Here is a 17,337-nt window from a genome sequence, read left to right as displayed (position 1 = left end):
TAATGAAATATCTGACGCTAAAGTCAGTATTCCTCTGGCTATGTATATGGTCATTGCCTGTATTGGCTATTAATACGATTCAAATTAATATTGATCATAGCTGGGCAGAAAAATTTGATGCAAAAGATCTGAAAACCGCTGTCCGGTTCACCTCTGAAGGCCTGAAACTTTCAGGGCAGGCTGCCCAAGTCACTTTACCGGCCCCGCTGAATCAATTACACAATGTCACATTCGAGTGTGCCAAAGCAGCCTGGCTAGAAGAGGGCTTTAGCTGTCAGTCAGGCACCTTACAGTTTTCACAAGCTGAGTTAGGTCAGCAACGCGTTCAATTTAGTATTGATGCTAATACAGAAGACGAACACTATGATCTGCAGCTACAAAATCTGAAATTAGATGGTGGTACGATAAATCTTGTTGTTAACCTTGCTGAGCAGCATTGGAATGCGGATATTGATGCTCAGAATATTTCATTGTCAGCATTACAGAAATGGCTACCTCAGTTCCTGGATAAACATTACCTTGATGCTATCAATGACTGGCAGCCACAAGGGCAAGTATCTGTTCAAGCACGCCTTGATGGAAACACACTGGGAATAGTGTCTGGCATCGCAAAATGGCAATTCACTGACTTGGGTTTTAGTAATGCGACAGCAAGCCAGGTGGCTGAAAATATCGCGATGCAGGGAGAAGTGTCCTTAGATAATTCGGATGATACTTGGGACTTTGTTGTTTCATCTTCGTTGACTGCTGGTCAGGCCTACAGCGATCCCGTGTTTGTTGATTTATCGGTTTCTCCTATCACACTGAGTGTACAAGGCAAATTTGAAACCCAGAAAAATCACTGGACTTTGGCGGATATTAAGTTAAGTCAGTCAGAACAGTTCAGCTTAGAGGCTCTCGCTGAGGTCACAGATAACGTGCCGACGAAAGTGGAAGCGGATGTCACCATAAGCACGCTATCGTCATTTTATCCAACATGGGTAAAACCTTTTATGGTGGGTACCGCGGCTGCCAATTTACAGGTATCAGGTCAGGTCTCATCATCGCTCAGTTGGTCTGATAAGCAGTATCAGCTCACAGCTACACTGGATAAGGTAAATGTTACGGATAGCCAGCAACGCTACAATGCTGAGAATTTAAATGGCGAGCTGGTCTGGACCAATAAAGAAACACCTTTGGATGGTCATTTATCCTGGCAGCAAGCCAAGCTTTATGCCATTGACATTGGTGCGGGTCAGTTGCATGCACAAACCGTTAAAAATGGCTTTAAATTAGTTGAGGAAACCAGCATTCCTGTTTTGGATGGTGAACTGCAAATTAATCAATTGAGTTTGCAGCAGCAAGAAGATAAGCAGATAACCTGGTCATTTGATGGTTTATTGTTACCGATATCCATGGAAAGTTTAACTGAGGCACTGGAGTGGCCAACAATGCACGGTAAGTTATCCGGCGTGATTCCTCATGTGCGTTATCAATCACATAAACTCACCATTGATGGTGCGTTACAGGTCAAAGTCTTTGATGGCACAACAGTTATTCGTGATTTACGTTTAACCGATCCTTTAGGTGTATTGCCACAACTGTATGCCAATATTGATATGAACGATTTGGATTTAGCCCTGTTAACCAAGACCTTTGATGTCGGCAAGATTACCGGACGTGTTACTGGAGAAATCTATAACTTGCGTTTGTCTAACTGGCAACCTGTGCAGTTTGATGCCAAGTTGGCGACCTCTAAAGATAATCCGGGAAAACGCATTATCAGTCAGCGTGCCGTGGATAATTTAACGCAGGTCGGTGGTGGCGCGACAGGGATGATTTCGAGAAGTTTTTTACGTTTTTTTGATGACTTTTCTTATAAACGTTTAGGACTGTCATGTCATTTACGGAATGATGTTTGTGAAATGGCTGGCATCGAAGATGCTGATCAGGGGTACTATATTGTCAAAGGTGGGGGCGGTTTACCACCATGGATTGATGTGATTGGCTATACGCGTAGAGTGGACTGGGCTGATTTATTAGAACGTATCAAAGCGGTACAAAATAGTTCTGGACCCATTATTGAGTAAGGAGAGGTTTATGCATTTAATGAAGTGGTTAACGGGCACGGTGTCGGGATTAATGTTGGTTTCATGTGTCACCATTAATATCTATTTTCCAGCGGCAGCGGCTGAAAAAGCAGCAGACAGAATTATTGAAGATGTGTGGGGCCCAGAAACACAACCTGCAGATACGGCTGAACCTGACAAGCAGGATAAACAATCGTCAACATCAGACTCCAGGCTGCCACTGGCTATGTCTGTGTTGAACTGGATGGTACCGCAGGCTGAAGCGGCAGGTGCGGATATTAATATCAATTCACCCGCTATCAATGCATTACAGTCGAATATGAAAACACGCCATGAAAGCCTGAAGCCTTTCTATAATAGTGGTGCGATAGGGTTAACTGATGATGGCTTTATTACTCTACGTGATGCCAAGTCTGTACCGTTAAAAGACCGTAACCAGTTAAATAGTCTGATTGCCGCCGAAAATAATGATCGTAAAGCGCTCTATGCTGAAATCGCCAGAGCAAACGGGCATCCGGAATGGCAGGATGATATCCAACAAACCTTTGCACAACGTTGGATTAGTAATGCTGCTAATGGCTGGTGGTATCAGCAAGGTGGTAGCTGGAAACAAAAATAAATATAGCAGATTGATTATAATAATGACGTCCAGTGGCGTGAAAGCGTCACTGGATTTTTTATTTTTCAGAGATAAGAGATAAAAGATGGCAAGACGTAGCCGCAGACAAAGAATACCGCAAGAACCCGTTACAGCAGAGATTGAGTCGTTATCACACGATGGTAGAGGCATCGCTCGAATTGAAGGTAAAACCGTTTTTGTGGATGGCGCCTTAGCCGGAGAAAAAGTGAACTTTCAATATAGTCGGGTTCATAAAAAATATGATGAGGCTCGTACGGTAGAGGTGCTGTCTGCAGCTGATGATCGGGTAGCAGCGAAATGTCAGCATTTTAGTATTTGTGGTGGCTGCAGTTTGATGCATATGTCACCTGAAGCGCAGTTGGCTCATAAACAAGCCACATTGGCTGAACACTTCACTCACTTTGGTAACTTAAGCCCTGAACAATGGTTAGAACCTTTAACAGGTCCATTATGGGGATATCGTCGTAAAGCACGTTTAGGCGTGAAGTATGTTGCGAAAAAAGAACAGGTTCTGGTCGGTTTCAGAGAAAAGTCTTCACCCTATATTGCCATGCTAGAGCAATGTGAGGTCTTAGATCCACGCGTGGGTCATCGTTTAACGGATTTAGCTTCATTAATTGCTGGGCTTGAAGCCTATAACCGCATTGCTCAGATTGAAGTGGCGATGGATGATGAGCATGTGGCGTTAGTTTTTCGTAATCTTGATGCATTATCTGAGACGGATAAACAGGCACTGATTAGCTTTGGTCAAAGCAATAATTTATGGATCTATCAGCAACCGGGGGGGCCGGATACCGTGTCCTTATTATGGCCTGAATCAGCTCAGCTCAGTTACGCGCCGGAAGCAGGGTTGAACTTACAGTTTGATCCGAGCGACTTCACTCAGGTGAATGCCGGTATTAATGAAAAAATGATCCAGCGAGCCATGAACTTACTGGATGTACAAGCTGATGATCGTATTCTAGATCTATTCTGTGGTTTAGGTAACTTCACCTTACCTTTAGCCAGACGTGTTAATGAAGTGGTTGGCGTCGAAGGTGATGCGGCTCTGGTGCAACACGCTAAAAATAATGCACAACTTAATGGCTTAAAGAATGCTGAGTTTGAACTGGCTGATCTGACACAAACTGAGCTCAAAGATTATCCTTGGGCTGAAAAAGGCTTTAATAAAATTCTGCTCGATCCGCCCAGAAGTGGGGCGTTTGAAGTTTTACATCAACTTGCTGCATTAGGGGCTGAGCGTTTGGTGTATGTGTCTTGTAATCCGACGACATTGGCACGTGATGCTGGTGAGCTAGTGAATCAGCATGGCTATATTATGGAATCAGCAGGCATTATGGATATGTTTCCTCATACAACACATGTCGAGTCTATTGCTGTATTTGTAAAGAAACGTTAAAAAAGATTAAAAACTGTACCAAAGTACAATTGTTGCTACATAGACATCCTCATATTATGCAATTGCCTAGGAATAATTCCTGAGGCTTATTTATCAAATGGCAATAATGTTATTGGATAAAGGAAACTGTAGGAGGCTGATTTATTTTGCTTTTTAGTACCAAAGTACAATTGTTCAGCTAATGACGAATCACTAATATGTACTCTGCAGGTAGTGATTGCATATCGAATAGTTAAGCCAACCTTGGTGTGAGCCATGTGACGGAAAGCCACGGATCTTTTTTAAAGATGGCCGGGTTGCATAGTAAATAAGGATAATTCTATGAAATTTTACAAATCAGCTATGTTAGTAGCTGCTATGTTGCTAGGTTTTTCAAGTGTTGCTTCAGCAACATTTTATCATGGTGGTCATCATCATGGTGGTTGTGGCGATGATGGTTCAACATGCGACAACCCTCAAGCTTATTCAACGACATTAAACGCTAAAGTAACTAATGAAGATCATGATTACTGGGGAACTTTATGGGACTCTTCAGAGGCGTATATGAGCTTTGAAGCCATTAATGAGCCGACTTTAGAAATTACTTCGGCTACTTTATCGGTTAAATCGAATGCTAACGGTTCATGGTTCTCTGATGGTTTATGGACACTGGATAATCATTTTCCATATCTGACATACATTGGTAAGTTAGATGGCGGTGTTGATGTGTTTGAACTAAGTTCAAACTTATTTGACGAAGTGCTTGCTGGTATCACCTTCAAAGCTATTTTTGATAAAATAAAAGAAGATGTTTTTTGGGCTGAATTAACAGTCAATGGCGAATATTGCCCACCTGTTAGCGAAGTGCCAGTACCTGCTGCATTATGGTTATTTGGTTCTGGTCTTATGGGCTTTACAGCGATGCGCAGACGTAAAAAAACTGCCTAAGCTAAGACAGAATACCGTATGATAAAAGCCGCGATTCCATCGCGGCTTTTTTTATGGCTGAACAACTCAAAAATAAACTCAATGCTGCTGCAGTTCATGAGCTAGGCTCACTGATTCATTCAGTGTGGCCAGACTTTGCTATGACTGATTTTATTGAGACAGCATCACTTAAACTGGATGAGTTAGAGCTCAAAGCACGTGCAGACTACCTTGCTAGGAGTTTGCATGTCTACCTGCCTGATGATTATGTTGATGCGATTGCTATTCTGTTACAGGCGGCTGAATACCTAAGAGAAGAACAGTTTTCTGGTTGGGCACATTATTTAGCCTGGCCATTAATTGACTATGTTGCTTTATATGGCATCGACCACCTCGATGTTTCTTTTGCTGCATTAGAAAAATTAACTCCATTATTTACCGGCGAATTTGCCATTCGGTTTTTTCTGTTGGCGCATTTTGAAGAAACCTATGCACAGATGTTGAAGTGGGCTGAGCATGAGAATGAACATATCAGGCGATTAGCCTCTGAAGGCATTCGGCCACGTTTACCCTGGGCACCACAATTAACTGATTTACGTGATGATTCAACACCTATATGGCCGATTCTTGAGAAGTTAAAAGAGGATCCCAGTCTTTATGTCAGGCGTTCCGTTGCTAATAACATCAATGACATTAGTAAGGATCATCCACAAACGGTGATTGATATTTGTTCAAAATGGGACAAAGCAGCGTCGCAGAACACAAACTGGGTGATTCGCCATGGTTTACGGAGTTTGGTTAAACAGGGACATGCTGATGTTTATCCGCTGTTAGGTTTTAGTCAGTCGGTGGATATTGAACAGCCATTACTTTGCCTTTCCCATAGCCGATTATTATTGGGGCAGACGCTAATGCTTGATTTTGGTTTACGAAGCAAGCAGACGCAATATGTAGTACTAGACTACCGGATACGTTTTGTCGGTGCTGCTGGAAAAATGACGAGAGAAAAAGTCTTTAAATGGAAAAATATACATTTAGCAGAAGGCGAATATGTCCAAATACAAAAGCGACATACTTTACAGAAGATATCGACCAGAAAATATTACCCGGGCATACACGAGGTTGAGTGCCTATTGAATGGCCAGTGTATTGCCCGGGCGAGTTTTGAGTTGCTTATACCTTAAAGGCATTAAGACATGATAAGGCCATAGGCAACCAAGGCAAGCCAAGCAACTGACATCACACAGATTAATGCGGCAAAGTTATCATGAATATAGTGTTCAATTTTTTCCATTATCGTCTCCTCACTGAGAATATTATGCTGTTTGAAAACAGCGTGAGGCTATTATTCGCCTGGCACAGATATTAGGCATTGACCTAGATCAAAAATGAATAAGTTGTCGAATGGAAATAAATTTGGACATAAAAAAAGCCAGTCGATGACTGGCTTTTTAACGATACCGCTGATCGGCTTAGTTGTTATATAGGCCGAAAGCAATCAGTGACAACCAAAAAACAGTAAAGCCAAGAATAATATGTGGAAATTTTTCTATCAGCAGTTTATCAATTTTTTTTAACATGTTTTTTTCTCGTAGTTCAATAGGTTATACAATTTCTAGCTTATTATTATGGGCTTAAGATAGCAGTTATTTCACTTTTATGCCAGCTTATCATCAGCAATATGATAGTGCGGATCTTCCATCACATTCACTTCAATCAGATCAGCTGCATTGTTGAGTAATTGTTTACACTCTTCACTTAAATGTCTTAAATGCAGCGTCTTTCCAGCTTTGATATAGCGTTCTGCCAGTGAGTCGATCGCTTCAATGGCTGAATGGTCGTAAACGCGCGAGTTTTTGAAATCAAGAATGATGTCGTCAGCATCATCATTTTTCGGATCAAATAAGTCATTGAAGTTACGGACTGAGCTAAAGAATAATGGCCCGTTCAATTCATGAACGATAGAACCTTGTTCATTTTTATAACTTTTCAGATAAATGTGTTTGGCGTGTTGCCATGCAAATACCAGCGCCGACATGATAATGCCTGTAATTACCGCGATAGCCAGATCAGTAAAGACGGTAATAACGGCGACGGAAATACCGATAATGGCATCAGGTAATGGGATACGTCCAAGCAAACGGAAACTGGCCCATTCGAACGTACCTAATACCACCATAAACATGACGCCTGTTAAAGCCGCAATCGGAATGATTTCGATAAGTGGCGATGCAAACAGAATAAAGCACAGCAAAAACAGCGCAGCAGAGATACCGGATAATCGACCACGACCGCCGGAGTTTATATTGATCATACTTTGACCAATCATCGCACAGCCGCCCATACCACCAAAAAAGCCTGTGACTGTATTCGCCACACCTTGGCCGATACATTCTTTATTGGGGCGGCCAGTCGTTTCTGTGATTTCATCAATGAGAGTGAGGGTTAGTAAGGACTCTGTTAAACCAATAAACGCTAAGATAAAGGAGTAGGGCGCGATAATCAGTAATGTTTCCAAGTTGAAGGGGACCATCGGAATACTGAACTCTGGAAGGCCGCCGGCAATAGAAGCAATATCACCTACATTACGAATATCAAGATGCAGACCAATCGCCACCAACGTGACAACAATAATAGCAGCTAAAGATGAGGGGAAGGCTTTGGTCAGTTTGGGTAAGAAATAGCTGATTGCCATTGTTAAAGCGACCAGACCTAACATCCACCATAGCGGCTCACCAGACAACCATTGTTCTTCACCATTGTCGCCTGTGACTTTGAATGATTTGAGCTGGGCCAGGAAAATTACCATGGCCAGTCCGTTTACAAATCCGAGCATGACCGGTAATGGTACGATACGAATAAATTTCCCGAGCCGGAATATACCTGCCAGGATTTGTAAAACGCCCATTAAAATCACGGTAGCAAACAAATATTCAACGCCATGCTGGGCAACTAACGCCACCATCACAACAGCTAAAGCGCCTGTTGCACCTGAAATCATGCCAGGACGGCCACCAATAGCGGCTGTAATTAAACCCACAAGAAACGCGGCATATAATCCGACTAATGGTTCAACACCTGCGACAAAAGCAAAAGCAACGGCTTCTGGTACCAGGGCTAAAGCAACAGTGAGACCGGACAGCACATCATTTTTTATGTTCTGTGGACGTTTTAGTAACAGATTAAACATAGAATCCCTTTATAAACCAAACTGAGCTATGACTCATACACACCATGCATCACAGGTGTTAGACGTTATTTATTTTGATTTTGACTGAGTCATGAGAGGTAAGCCTTCGGTGAGGAAAGGCTTGAAAAAGGCAGCAATTATCGCCGAAGCGTCAGCTTAAGTCTAGTTTTTGGTTAAACTTACTCCTTTAATAACAAAGATATAAGTGCTTCTTGTTAGCGAGTAAATGGTGAAAAATAATGCTTGCTCAAACGGAATAAATTCTCTATATTTTCTCTTCTCAATATTTTCTCTAAAAGGAAGAGATGATGCTGACTGAACGTGAACAAGATACTTTGGATTTTATTCGTCATTATATTGATGAACAGGGACGTTCACCGTTAGTTTCTGAGATTGCCAAAGGCTTAGGGATTAAGTCTCAAGGCACCACTCACCGTTATATTCAGGCATTAGTGGATGCCGGACTGCTGGAAAGGCATGTTGGAAGAACGCGAGGCCTGCATTTAACGGATCAGCCTGATCCCGCTCCCCAGGCAGCGGTCACTTTGCCAGTAAAAGGCAAAATTGCTGCCGGTCGTTTAATTGAAGCTGTCGCAGATGAGTCTGAAATTGACTTGAGCGATATGTTTACTGGGAAAGGCCGCTTTGTTCTGAAGGTCAACGGTGACTCGATGATTGATAAGGCCATTATGTCGGGTGATTATGTGGTGGTGCAATCACAGCCGACAGCCCGTCATGGCGATATAGTTGTGGCCTTAGTTGATGGCTTTGATGCGACATTAAAAACCTTATTGATCAACAACGATGGCACCGTCACATTAATGCCTGCTAATGTGAATTATGAACCTGTTACCTTGCCGGCCAGCCGGGTCAGGGTACAAGGTGTTGTGGTTGGACAGTTGCGAACCTACCCTTAATTAATGACCTTTGATTCATCTGCACCGTGGTCAAGGATGATCGCCTTAATTGATATGGATTGTTTTTTTGCTCAGATTGAGCAAATGGATAACCAGCATTGGTTTCAGAAACCTGTTGCAGTCACTAATGGTACACAGGGAACGACTATCATCACTTGTTCATACGAAGCCAGAGCGTTTGGTGTGCATACAGGTATGCGTCTGAAACAGGCTAGGCAGTTATGTCCTGGCCTTATTCATGCACCTTCACGTCCTTATCGTTATGCTGAGTTATCAACCCGGATTATGGAAGGGCTCATTGACATTACCCCTGATGTGGAAGTGTTCAGTGTGGATGAAGCGTTTCTCGATTTAAGTCGTTGCCAAAGCTTATATCGTGGAGCGACAGATATTGGATATTTGATTAAAAAAAGAGTCTGGCAAGTGTCTGGTTTACGTTGTTCGATAGGGATTAGTGGGGATAAAACCACAGCCAAATTCGCTGCTAAAAAAGCTAAACCTGACGGACTAAAGGTGATTCATCCAGACTTAGCTGCTGAAGTGTTGGCATCAGAAGTGGTGACTGCACTGAGTGGTATTAATAAAGGCATTGGCCGCTTTCTGAGACATTACGGTGTAGAGCGCTGTGGCGATATGAAAAAAATACCAATGAGTTTACTGGCGAAACGCTTTGGTCATTTAGGCCGGCGAATATGGCTAATGGCGCAGGGACTGGATCCGGAGCCTTTACATTTTAATGTTAAAGCACCCAAGAGCATCGGTCATGGAAAGGTTTTGCCACCTAAAACGGCTCAAAAAAATATCATATTGACCTATTTACAACACATGGCTGAAAAAGTCGCGGCCAGGATGCGTTGTTTTTGTTATCAGGCGGAGAGCTTTTTTATTGGTTTAAAAACGGAGAGAGGCTGGCTTAAAACAAAAGCACATGCCGGTGTCTACACTGATGATGGACAAGTGATTTACCAGCTATGTAAAGCCTTTGTTGATTTTTACTGGGCGGGGCAAGGTGTGTGGCAAGTACAGGTGACAGCATTATCTCCTCGGCAAGGGAAGCAACTGGACTTATTTGCACAGCCCGATCTGCAAAGAGAACATCTTAATCAGACGGTAGATAAAGTGAATTATCGTTATGGCGAGCTGACTTTGGCACCGGCCAGATTATTACAAAAATCCACCATGCCCAACGTGATTGCCCCGGCATGGAAACCCAAAGGTCACCGAAAGACCATATAAAAAAAGCCGGCAACAGGGCCGGCTTTTTTTCAAACTTAATAATACGACTTATTTTTTCACATGATCACGCTGATAGTAATAATTGGTGGCCTCAACAAAGCCGTCAATACTACCGCAGTCGAAACGATGACCTTTAAATTTCAGTGCCAAGACACGCTTTTCTTTGGCTAGTGTGCGTATAGCATCGGTGATTTGGACTTCACCGTTAGCACCCGGCGGCGTTTTTTCAATGTATTCGAAAATATCTGGTGTTAACACATAACGACCAATAATACCCAGCTGACTTGGGGCATCTTCTGGTTTTGGTTTTTCCACCATGTCATCGACTTCATAAACGCCGTCTTCGATTTCACGACCGGATATCACACCATAACTACTAATATTGTCACCGGGGACTTCTTCAATGGCGATAACACTGCAGTTATATTTTTCATAGAGTTCAACCAGCTGACCTAGGGCACGTTTGGATACGTTTTCATCAGTTCGTGCGCAAAGGTCATCAGCTAAAATAACAGCAAACGGTTCATCACCAATAATAGGTTGTCCTGTCAGGATGGCGTGACCAAGACCTAACATTTCGCGTTGTCTCATGAAGATAAAGTCACAGGTATCCATGACCGCACGGATGTCTTCGAGATGCTTTTCTTTACTAGTACCGCGAATCTGATGCTCTAATTCATAACTGGTATCGAAGTGATCAGCAATGGCGCGTTTGCCCCGGCCTGTAATAAACCCAACTTGATTGATACCTGCTTCAATGGCTTCTTCAACACCATATTGAATTAAGGGTTTGTTAACAACAGGAAGCATTTCTTTGGGCATGGCTTTAGTCGCCGGCAGGAATCGTGTGCCATAACCTGCTACAGGGAATAGACATTTACGAATTTTTTTAACTGGTTGCATTCATTGTTCCTTATTTTTTTATATAGCTTAGCTGATAGGTATGAAAGTCTGATGACAATACCTTAGCCGTTGGTAATCCATAATACTTGGTATGGCGCAACTGTAATAACGTCAGATGAACCATCTAGAATAACACCGCTAATCAGGTCCCACCATCGATCCGTGACAACTAAGTTTAAGTTTGCGATACGCAGTGGTTGTTCGGTATCTGTAATGTTATATATGCAGAAGATGCTTTGTCTTCTGTCCATACTTTGTCGCCAGAAACCGAACAGTTTTTCACCAAGGTGCAGTGTAAACTGAGTGGCATTAGGATGAAAAGCCCGTTGTTGTTTTCTTAAATGAATGAGCTTTTTGAGTAAACCCGATACCTGAGCATGTTGCGATGTTGGTGTACTCAGTTCTGCCATCAGGGCCTCTTCATCCCATTCATGGCGATTGATAGAACGGTTTTGTTCGGTTTGTTCTAACTTGTGAACATCATTGCTGGTGGCAAGTAAACTATGAATATAAATGCCGGGAATTCCTTCTAAGGCCAACATGATGGCATGTGCGCAAATAAAACGGTCTATATTCCACTCATCTTTGCCTGAAGTCGTTCCTTGCAGCGCGTCAAATAATGAAATATTGATTTCATAAGGTTTTTTAACGCCATTCTCACCCTCACGCCAGGATATGCGACCACCGAATTGCTGCATAGTACTGATTAATGAGGCAATTTCTGCTTCGCTGAGTAATCCTTCAGCTGGTCTGAGGCCAATACCATCATGTGAAGCAATAAAATTAAAGTAGGCCGTGCCATGTTGTGCTGGCGGCATGCTCATCAACCATTGTTTTAAATAAAAACAATCGCCCGTGACGAGAGTGTTTACCAGTAACGGCGGTAATGAAAAATTATAGATACAGTGTGCTTCGTTGGCATTACCAAAATAACTCAGGTTTTCCCGATTAGGAATATTGGTTTCAGTAATGATGACAGCATCGGGATCGGCATGCTGGATCAAGCTTCGCATTAAACGGACAACTTCATGGGTTTCCGGGAGATTAAGACAGTTGGTGCCAATTTTTTTCCATAAAAAAGCGACAGCATCCAGCCGGAAAATATGAACGCCTTTATCCAGATAAAAACGAACGATATTAATAAATTCCTTCAGAACTTCAGGATTACGGAAATCAAAATCGACTTGAGTATGGCTGAAGGTACACCAGACATATTGAGTCCCATCATGTGTTTCAGTTTCGCGTAATAACGGGCTGGTGCGTGGCCGCACAACCTGACTGATGGGGGGGGAAGGTGATGTGGTAAAGAAATAGTCATGGCCAGGTCCATCGCCTTTAATGAAATTCTTAAACCACGTACCACTGCTGGAACCATGATTGATAACAAGATCTGCCATGAGACGATAATCATTGGCGATAGCTTCGATGTCCTCCCAGTCTCCCAGCGCTTTATTGACTTCGTAATAATCCATTACCGCAAAGCCATCATCAGAACAGTAGGGGAAAAATGGCAAAATATGCACACCATTGATATAGCCACTGACTTCTTTATTCAAGAAACGGTGTAACGTTTTTAAAGGGGCTTCCCCTTCCTTTTTAATACTATTGCCGTAGGTAATCAGGATAACGTCATTTTGATCCCAATTATTTCTGTGTGAAACGCTTTCTTTGTAGTCCTGGTTCAACCGCATAATGTTGATGATGTCTTCACATAAAGCTGGGAGTGAAAGCTCAGGTGAGGTATCAGCATAAATTGCGGTGAGATGATGGAGAACTGTCTGTTTTAATTGCTGTAGTTGCTCATCATTAGGTGTCATGTTCGGTGTCCCTTATGCAGAAAATTCCTGATAATCAGCTTCAACAGCCTCATACAGTCTTTCAAAAATATCTGGAAGAGCGCTCTGAACGCGGCTCCAACTCGGAGTAAAAGGGACTTCCATCGGATTTTCCAGGAACATCTGTCCTGCATCCATAATATTTTTAGCGAACATTTCCACTGATTCTTCTTCCTGATGAATATCAAAATGCAGCCCATTCATCACAGCATCATTGTGGTAGGTTTCAACAAAGTCGAGTGCGATTCGATAATAGGTGGCTTTCAGGGTACGGAATGATTCAGGCGTAAAAACAGTGCCTTTCGTTGCTAATTTTCTGAACAGGGATTTAGCAATATCAATCGACATTTTTGATAAGCCGGCTTGCTGATCATCCGGCGATAATTCCTGATGTTTGTGATCATAAACTTGGGCAACATCGACCTGACACAGTCTGTTATTGGCATAGTTACGATGCATTTCTGATAACACACCAATTTCCAGCCCCCAGTCACTAGGAATACGAATATCGGATAATACATCGCGTCTAAAAGAGAACTCGCCCGCTAATGGGTAGCGGAAGCTATCCATGTACTCAAGATAGGGCTGGTTACCCACCACCATTTTTAATGCACGGATAAGTGGCGTCACTAATAAACGATTCACACGACCATTGAGTTTGCCACTGGCAACGCGGGCGTAATAGCCTTTACAAAATTCATAGTTAAACATTGGGTTAGCAACCGGATAGATCAATCGTGCCAGTAAATCACTGGTGTAAGTCACGATGTCACAATCATGGAGAGCAATAGATTCTGTCTTGCCTGAAGCAATGATGTAACCCATGCAATACCACACGTTACGACCTTTGCCTTTTTCTTTTGGTGCCAGTCCTAATGATTGTAACTCTTCATCTATTGCGGTGAGCCTGGGGCCATCATTCCATAAAATACGATGGTGTTGTGGCAAGGCAGAAAAGAAGGTCAGTGCATGGCGATATTGGTCGACATCAGCGCGGTCGAGACCAATCACAATTTCAGATAAATAGGGTACCGTTTTTAGCTGTTGAATTATTTGCGGTAAGGCCTCGCCTTCAAGCTCTGAGAAAAGAGAGGGCAAAAGTAATCCCATTGGTCTTTGTTTGCTGAACTGTACAAGATCACTTTCTAAATCAGCTAGGTGACGATTGGTTAGATTATGAAGTGTGGTAATAATCCCATTCTGGTGAAAATCAGCCATGATTGCCTCGGGGTAAGTTAAATGAATCGGAATGCAGCTTTGCATCGATGATTTGAGTGACGCCTTCAGCCCAACCTTTAGGGCCAAAAAATGTGGACACCGTTAAATTATGTGTTCTGTCGATATCAGGTAGACCATGTACCGGTGAGCGGATGACTAAGGCATGATCAGCCTGTTCAAGCATGGCTTTGTCATTTTGGCTATCGCCTATCGCTAAAGTTTGTATAACTTGTTCGGGCATCGTGTTCTGATACATATCTGTCAACCATTTTAAGGCCCGTCCCTTGTCACATTGCCCAGATACATGAAGAAAGCGACCGCCTTCAAGAATATTGGCTCCCAGCGCATTGAGTTCAGCAATAAATTGTTGTTTCAGATTACCATTGCCATGCCAGGACACGGGTTCGCCAAACTCTCTTCTTGCTGCACAAGCGGCCGCATGAACATTCAGACCTGTCATGGCAATAATGCCGTCGATACCTGCATCAGCAAAGGTAACAAAGTCATTCTGATATTTGGGACGCAGCTGATTAATGAGCGATTGCCAATAGCTACGCGGCTGGACAAAACTTTTCACCCAGTATTTGCCTCGTTTTTCAGTGCCTTCGGGTTGCTTTTCAAAATAGTCTTGTGGGATATAAACTGCAGCACCATTTTCAATAATAAAAGGGTGGTGATTAGTTAAGCTGTCTCTTATTAATTCCACTTCAGCAGCAGTTTTGCTGGTCACAGGGATGACAGGAATATGGTTCTGTTCAAGTGCTGTTAAGGTCGGAATGGCTTCATCAAAATGGTAGTTATGGTGATCCAGTAGGCTCCCATCCATATCGGTGAAGACTAACCATTGGCAAGGCAAGTCTGTATTCAAAGTGGATTGAGTCGGTCTGGTTAATTTTGTTATCTGACGGTTTTGATCGAGTTCAAATAGATAGTTCACTTTCTTAGGCAGCGTGTTGAGGGTATTTTCGGTAATACGTTGATAAAATTTAATAAAGCGTCCGACCGCTTTTTCATCCATGATCTGTGTTTGTTTATCAGACTCTGACAAACTTCGTTTTAATTTGTTTTCTTGCTCCAACCGCCATTGAAAAACACAATCAAATGATGGAGCTTTGAGCATGATCCAGATATCAATCAGCTCAAACAGTTTGGGATAAAACCGTGCTAGCTGCTCGTTAACATAACGGCGCCATGCCAGATCTTTATCTTCAGTTTCTTCCAAATCATTAACTGGCTGGATGAGTGATGATTCATGTTGGGCTTCTGCCCCTAAACACCAACCCTCAAGCACGATGACATCGATAGGATGAGTAATAATTTCTGCAGATTCAACAGGGAAGCGATCATCTTCTGCTTTATTGAAACGCGGAATACTCACTGGAAATTGCTGATGAATAAGCTGAGTAATGGTTCTTCTGGCAAGTGTTATATCGTGTGTTCCTGGCACACCGCGTGTGGCTAAAAGAGGATGGATACCCTGACCCAGTTGTGTTCTTTCCTGACGTGTAAAATAGAAATCATCTAATGAAAGAGAGACAACACTCAGCGAATAATGCTGAGTGAGGACATAAACAGCCAACTGCGCTAGCGTACTTTTTCCTGAACCTTGTGCACCATTAATACCAATCGTGATCGTCCTTTTTGCACTGTTCTGGTGCGTAGCGATTTCTTCTATTATGGGTAGATACCAGTCTCGCGCAAGCGTTTGATAACTATCAGGTAATTGATGCTTTTGAAGAAAGTCGCTGATGTCGATATTCAGCATATCCATATCTCTCAGGTGGCTTTAATTGATTATGGGTAGCTTAATGCAGTATTCGTACCGCCTATTTAAGATATTGAACGAAGGTCGAGTTTTCTTTGAAAAACTTGTTATAAATCAATTTTTAATGGCGACATGACTTATCGTGACATTGATTGACTTCAATCGTGATGTGAGAAAGACGATCAAATTCAGTGAGTAGTGACTTGTAATGATGCGTGGCTTTAGGCTCAGATGTCACAATGGAAATGATGGCAGCAAAATGATTAGCACTCACATGCCAAATATGAAAATCAACAATACGATTATCAGCATCACTTTCAATACAGTTCTGGATGGCTTGGCTATAGCTTTTATCAATACTGCCGTCGAGTAAGACTGGGCTTGTTTCCCGAATTAGGCCAATGGCCCAGATACTAATAATGGCTGCGCCGATAATACCCATTGTGGCATCTAACCATAACCAGCCAAGATACATCGCACCAATAAGGGCAATGATGGCGAGAATTGAGGTTAAGGCATCTGCCAATACATGCATATAGGCGGCTTTCAGATTGTGATCGTGATGCGAATGAGCATGTCCATGATTATGACTGTGTGCATGGTTATCTTTTAATAATAGGGCACTGATCAGATTAACAACGAGACCAATCACAGCGACAAGAATCGCGGCACTGAATTCAATTTGATGTGGATTCACCAGTCGCTCAACAGATTCAAGCAACATCATTAAAGCCACCACACCCAGAGCAATTGCACTGGCAAAGCCGCCCAGAACACTTACTTTTCCTGTACCAAAAGCAAAGGCTGCATTTGCTTTATTTTTCGCCGCGTAAGAATAAGCAAATAAAGTAATCAGAAAAGCGACGACATGGGTAGCCATATGCCAGCCATCAGCAAGCAATGCCATTGAGCCGAATAGCGTACCGGCGATAATTTCTGCAACCATGGTAATCACAGTAAGGAAAAGCACATATCGGGTACGCTTCTCAGCATGGGGATTTACCGTGACAAAATCATGATCTTGTTGAAGGTTTTCAATAGTGCGCTGATGCATAGAATTCAGAGAGTAATTGCCGATGAATGATACTGCTATGCTAACAGAACTGATGGGACAATTTGAGACAAAAAAAAGGGGTGAACTTATGTTCACCCCAAGGCTCAGCACGTAGACAAGAGAGAAATACAAACAAAATGCAGCTGAAAAGTTGTTTGTAATTTATATTTAGCAGTAACTGTGCCAGTTTTTATTTACCATTTAA

Annotated in this window: 13 protein-coding genes and 1 riboswitch; of the genes, 7 read left to right on the top strand and 6 right to left on the bottom strand. The window is 42.6% G+C overall.

The genetic code is table 11. From position 1 onward, the window contains the following. Positions 1 to 2: 2 nt before the first annotated feature. The 5 genes from B2248_RS10190 to B2248_RS10170 all read left to right on the top strand — a co-directional run bounded on the left by B2248_RS10190 (position 3) and on the right by B2248_RS10170 (position 6,198). Positions 3 to 2,069: a hypothetical protein gene (locus B2248_RS10190; RefSeq protein WP_286722949.1), complete on the top strand. Its 2,067-nt coding sequence runs from the start codon at positions 3 to 5 to the stop codon at positions 2,067 to 2,069. Positions 2,070 to 2,079: 10 nt separating this feature from the next. Beyond that, on the top strand, positions 2,080 to 2,688 hold the full coding sequence (locus B2248_RS10185) for a YdbL family protein (protein WP_273182155.1): 609 nt from the start codon (positions 2,080 to 2,082) through the stop codon (positions 2,686 to 2,688). An 85-nt stretch (positions 2,689 to 2,773) separates the two neighbouring features. Then, positions 2,774 to 4,108: a 23S rRNA (uracil(1939)-C(5))-methyltransferase RlmD gene (rlmD, locus tag B2248_RS10180; protein WP_273182153.1), complete on the top strand. Its 1,335-nt coding sequence runs from the start codon at positions 2,774 to 2,776 to the stop codon at positions 4,106 to 4,108. Between the two features lie 226 nt (positions 4,109 to 4,334). Further along, a riboswitch (cyclic di-GMP riboswitch) is annotated at positions 4,335 to 4,412 on the top strand. A 17-nt stretch (positions 4,413 to 4,429) separates the two neighbouring features. Further along, entirely contained in the window at positions 4,430 to 5,035 is a 606-nt protein-coding gene (locus B2248_RS10175; protein ID WP_273182152.1) for a VPLPA-CTERM sorting domain-containing protein, read from the top strand. Positions 5,036 to 5,088: 53 nt separating this feature from the next. Next, complete coding sequence (locus B2248_RS10170) at positions 5,089 to 6,198, top strand: DNA alkylation repair protein (protein WP_273182150.1); 1,110 nt, start codon at positions 5,089 to 5,091, stop codon at positions 6,196 to 6,198. A gap of 473 nt (positions 6,199 to 6,671) precedes the next feature. Here the strand turns inward: B2248_RS10170 and B2248_RS10165 are convergent, their stop codons facing one another. Then, positions 6,672 to 8,204, bottom strand: a complete 1,533-nt coding sequence (locus tag B2248_RS10165) for a SulP family inorganic anion transporter (protein ID WP_273182149.1) — start codon at positions 8,202 to 8,204, stop codon at positions 6,672 to 6,674. 308 nt (positions 8,205 to 8,512) lie between these two features. Here B2248_RS10165 and lexA point away from each other — a divergent pair, with 308 nt between their 5' ends. Further along, positions 8,513 to 9,121, top strand: a complete 609-nt coding sequence (gene lexA, locus B2248_RS10160) for a transcriptional repressor LexA (protein WP_273182147.1) — start codon at positions 8,513 to 8,515, stop codon at positions 9,119 to 9,121. Between the two features lie 36 nt (positions 9,122 to 9,157). After that, positions 9,158 to 10,357 (top strand): DNA polymerase Y family protein, encoded by a 1,200-nt coding sequence (locus B2248_RS10155; RefSeq protein ID WP_273271029.1) that lies wholly within the window; start codon positions 9,158 to 9,160, stop codon positions 10,355 to 10,357. A 48-nt stretch (positions 10,358 to 10,405) separates the two neighbouring features. On the opposite strand, the gene galU is transcribed toward B2248_RS10155, so the two are convergent. From galU to dmeF, 5 genes are all read right to left on the bottom strand, one after another. Beyond that, positions 10,406 to 11,260 carry a UTP--glucose-1-phosphate uridylyltransferase GalU gene (galU, locus tag B2248_RS10150; protein ID WP_007145670.1) on the bottom strand — a complete coding sequence of 285 codons (855 nt, stop codon included), beginning with the start codon at positions 11,258 to 11,260 and terminating at the stop codon, positions 10,406 to 10,408. Between the two features lie 62 nt (positions 11,261 to 11,322). Further along, the gene (locus B2248_RS10145) at positions 11,323 to 13,077 is read right to left on the bottom strand and encodes a sugar phosphorylase (protein ID WP_273182143.1); all 1,755 of its coding nucleotides are present in this window, start codon (positions 13,075 to 13,077) and stop codon (positions 11,323 to 11,325) included. 12 nt (positions 13,078 to 13,089) lie between these two features. Further along, positions 13,090 to 14,313: a glycosyl transferase gene (locus tag B2248_RS10140; RefSeq protein ID WP_273182141.1), complete on the bottom strand. Its 1,224-nt coding sequence runs from the start codon at positions 14,311 to 14,313 to the stop codon at positions 13,090 to 13,092. Beyond that, positions 14,306 to 16,078: an HAD-IIB family hydrolase gene (locus B2248_RS10135; protein WP_273182140.1), complete on the bottom strand. Its 1,773-nt coding sequence runs from the start codon at positions 16,076 to 16,078 to the stop codon at positions 14,306 to 14,308. Before B2248_RS10135 ends, B2248_RS10140 begins: the two co-directional genes overlap by 8 nt. A gap of 121 nt (positions 16,079 to 16,199) precedes the next feature. Beyond that, on the bottom strand, positions 16,200 to 17,132 hold the full coding sequence (gene dmeF / locus B2248_RS10130) for a CDF family Co(II)/Ni(II) efflux transporter DmeF (protein ID WP_273182139.1): 933 nt from the start codon (positions 17,130 to 17,132) through the stop codon (positions 16,200 to 16,202). Between the last annotated feature and the right edge of the window lie 205 nt (positions 17,133 to 17,337).

Origin of the sequence: Methylophaga sp. UBA2012, from assembly GCF_002335235.1 — a bacterium.
GTDB classification, from domain to species: domain Bacteria; phylum Pseudomonadota; class Gammaproteobacteria; order Nitrosococcales; family Methylophagaceae; genus Methylophaga; species Methylophaga thalassica.
Note: the sequence above shows the minus strand (reverse complement) of the source record. Positions and strands in the feature narration are given on the sequence as shown.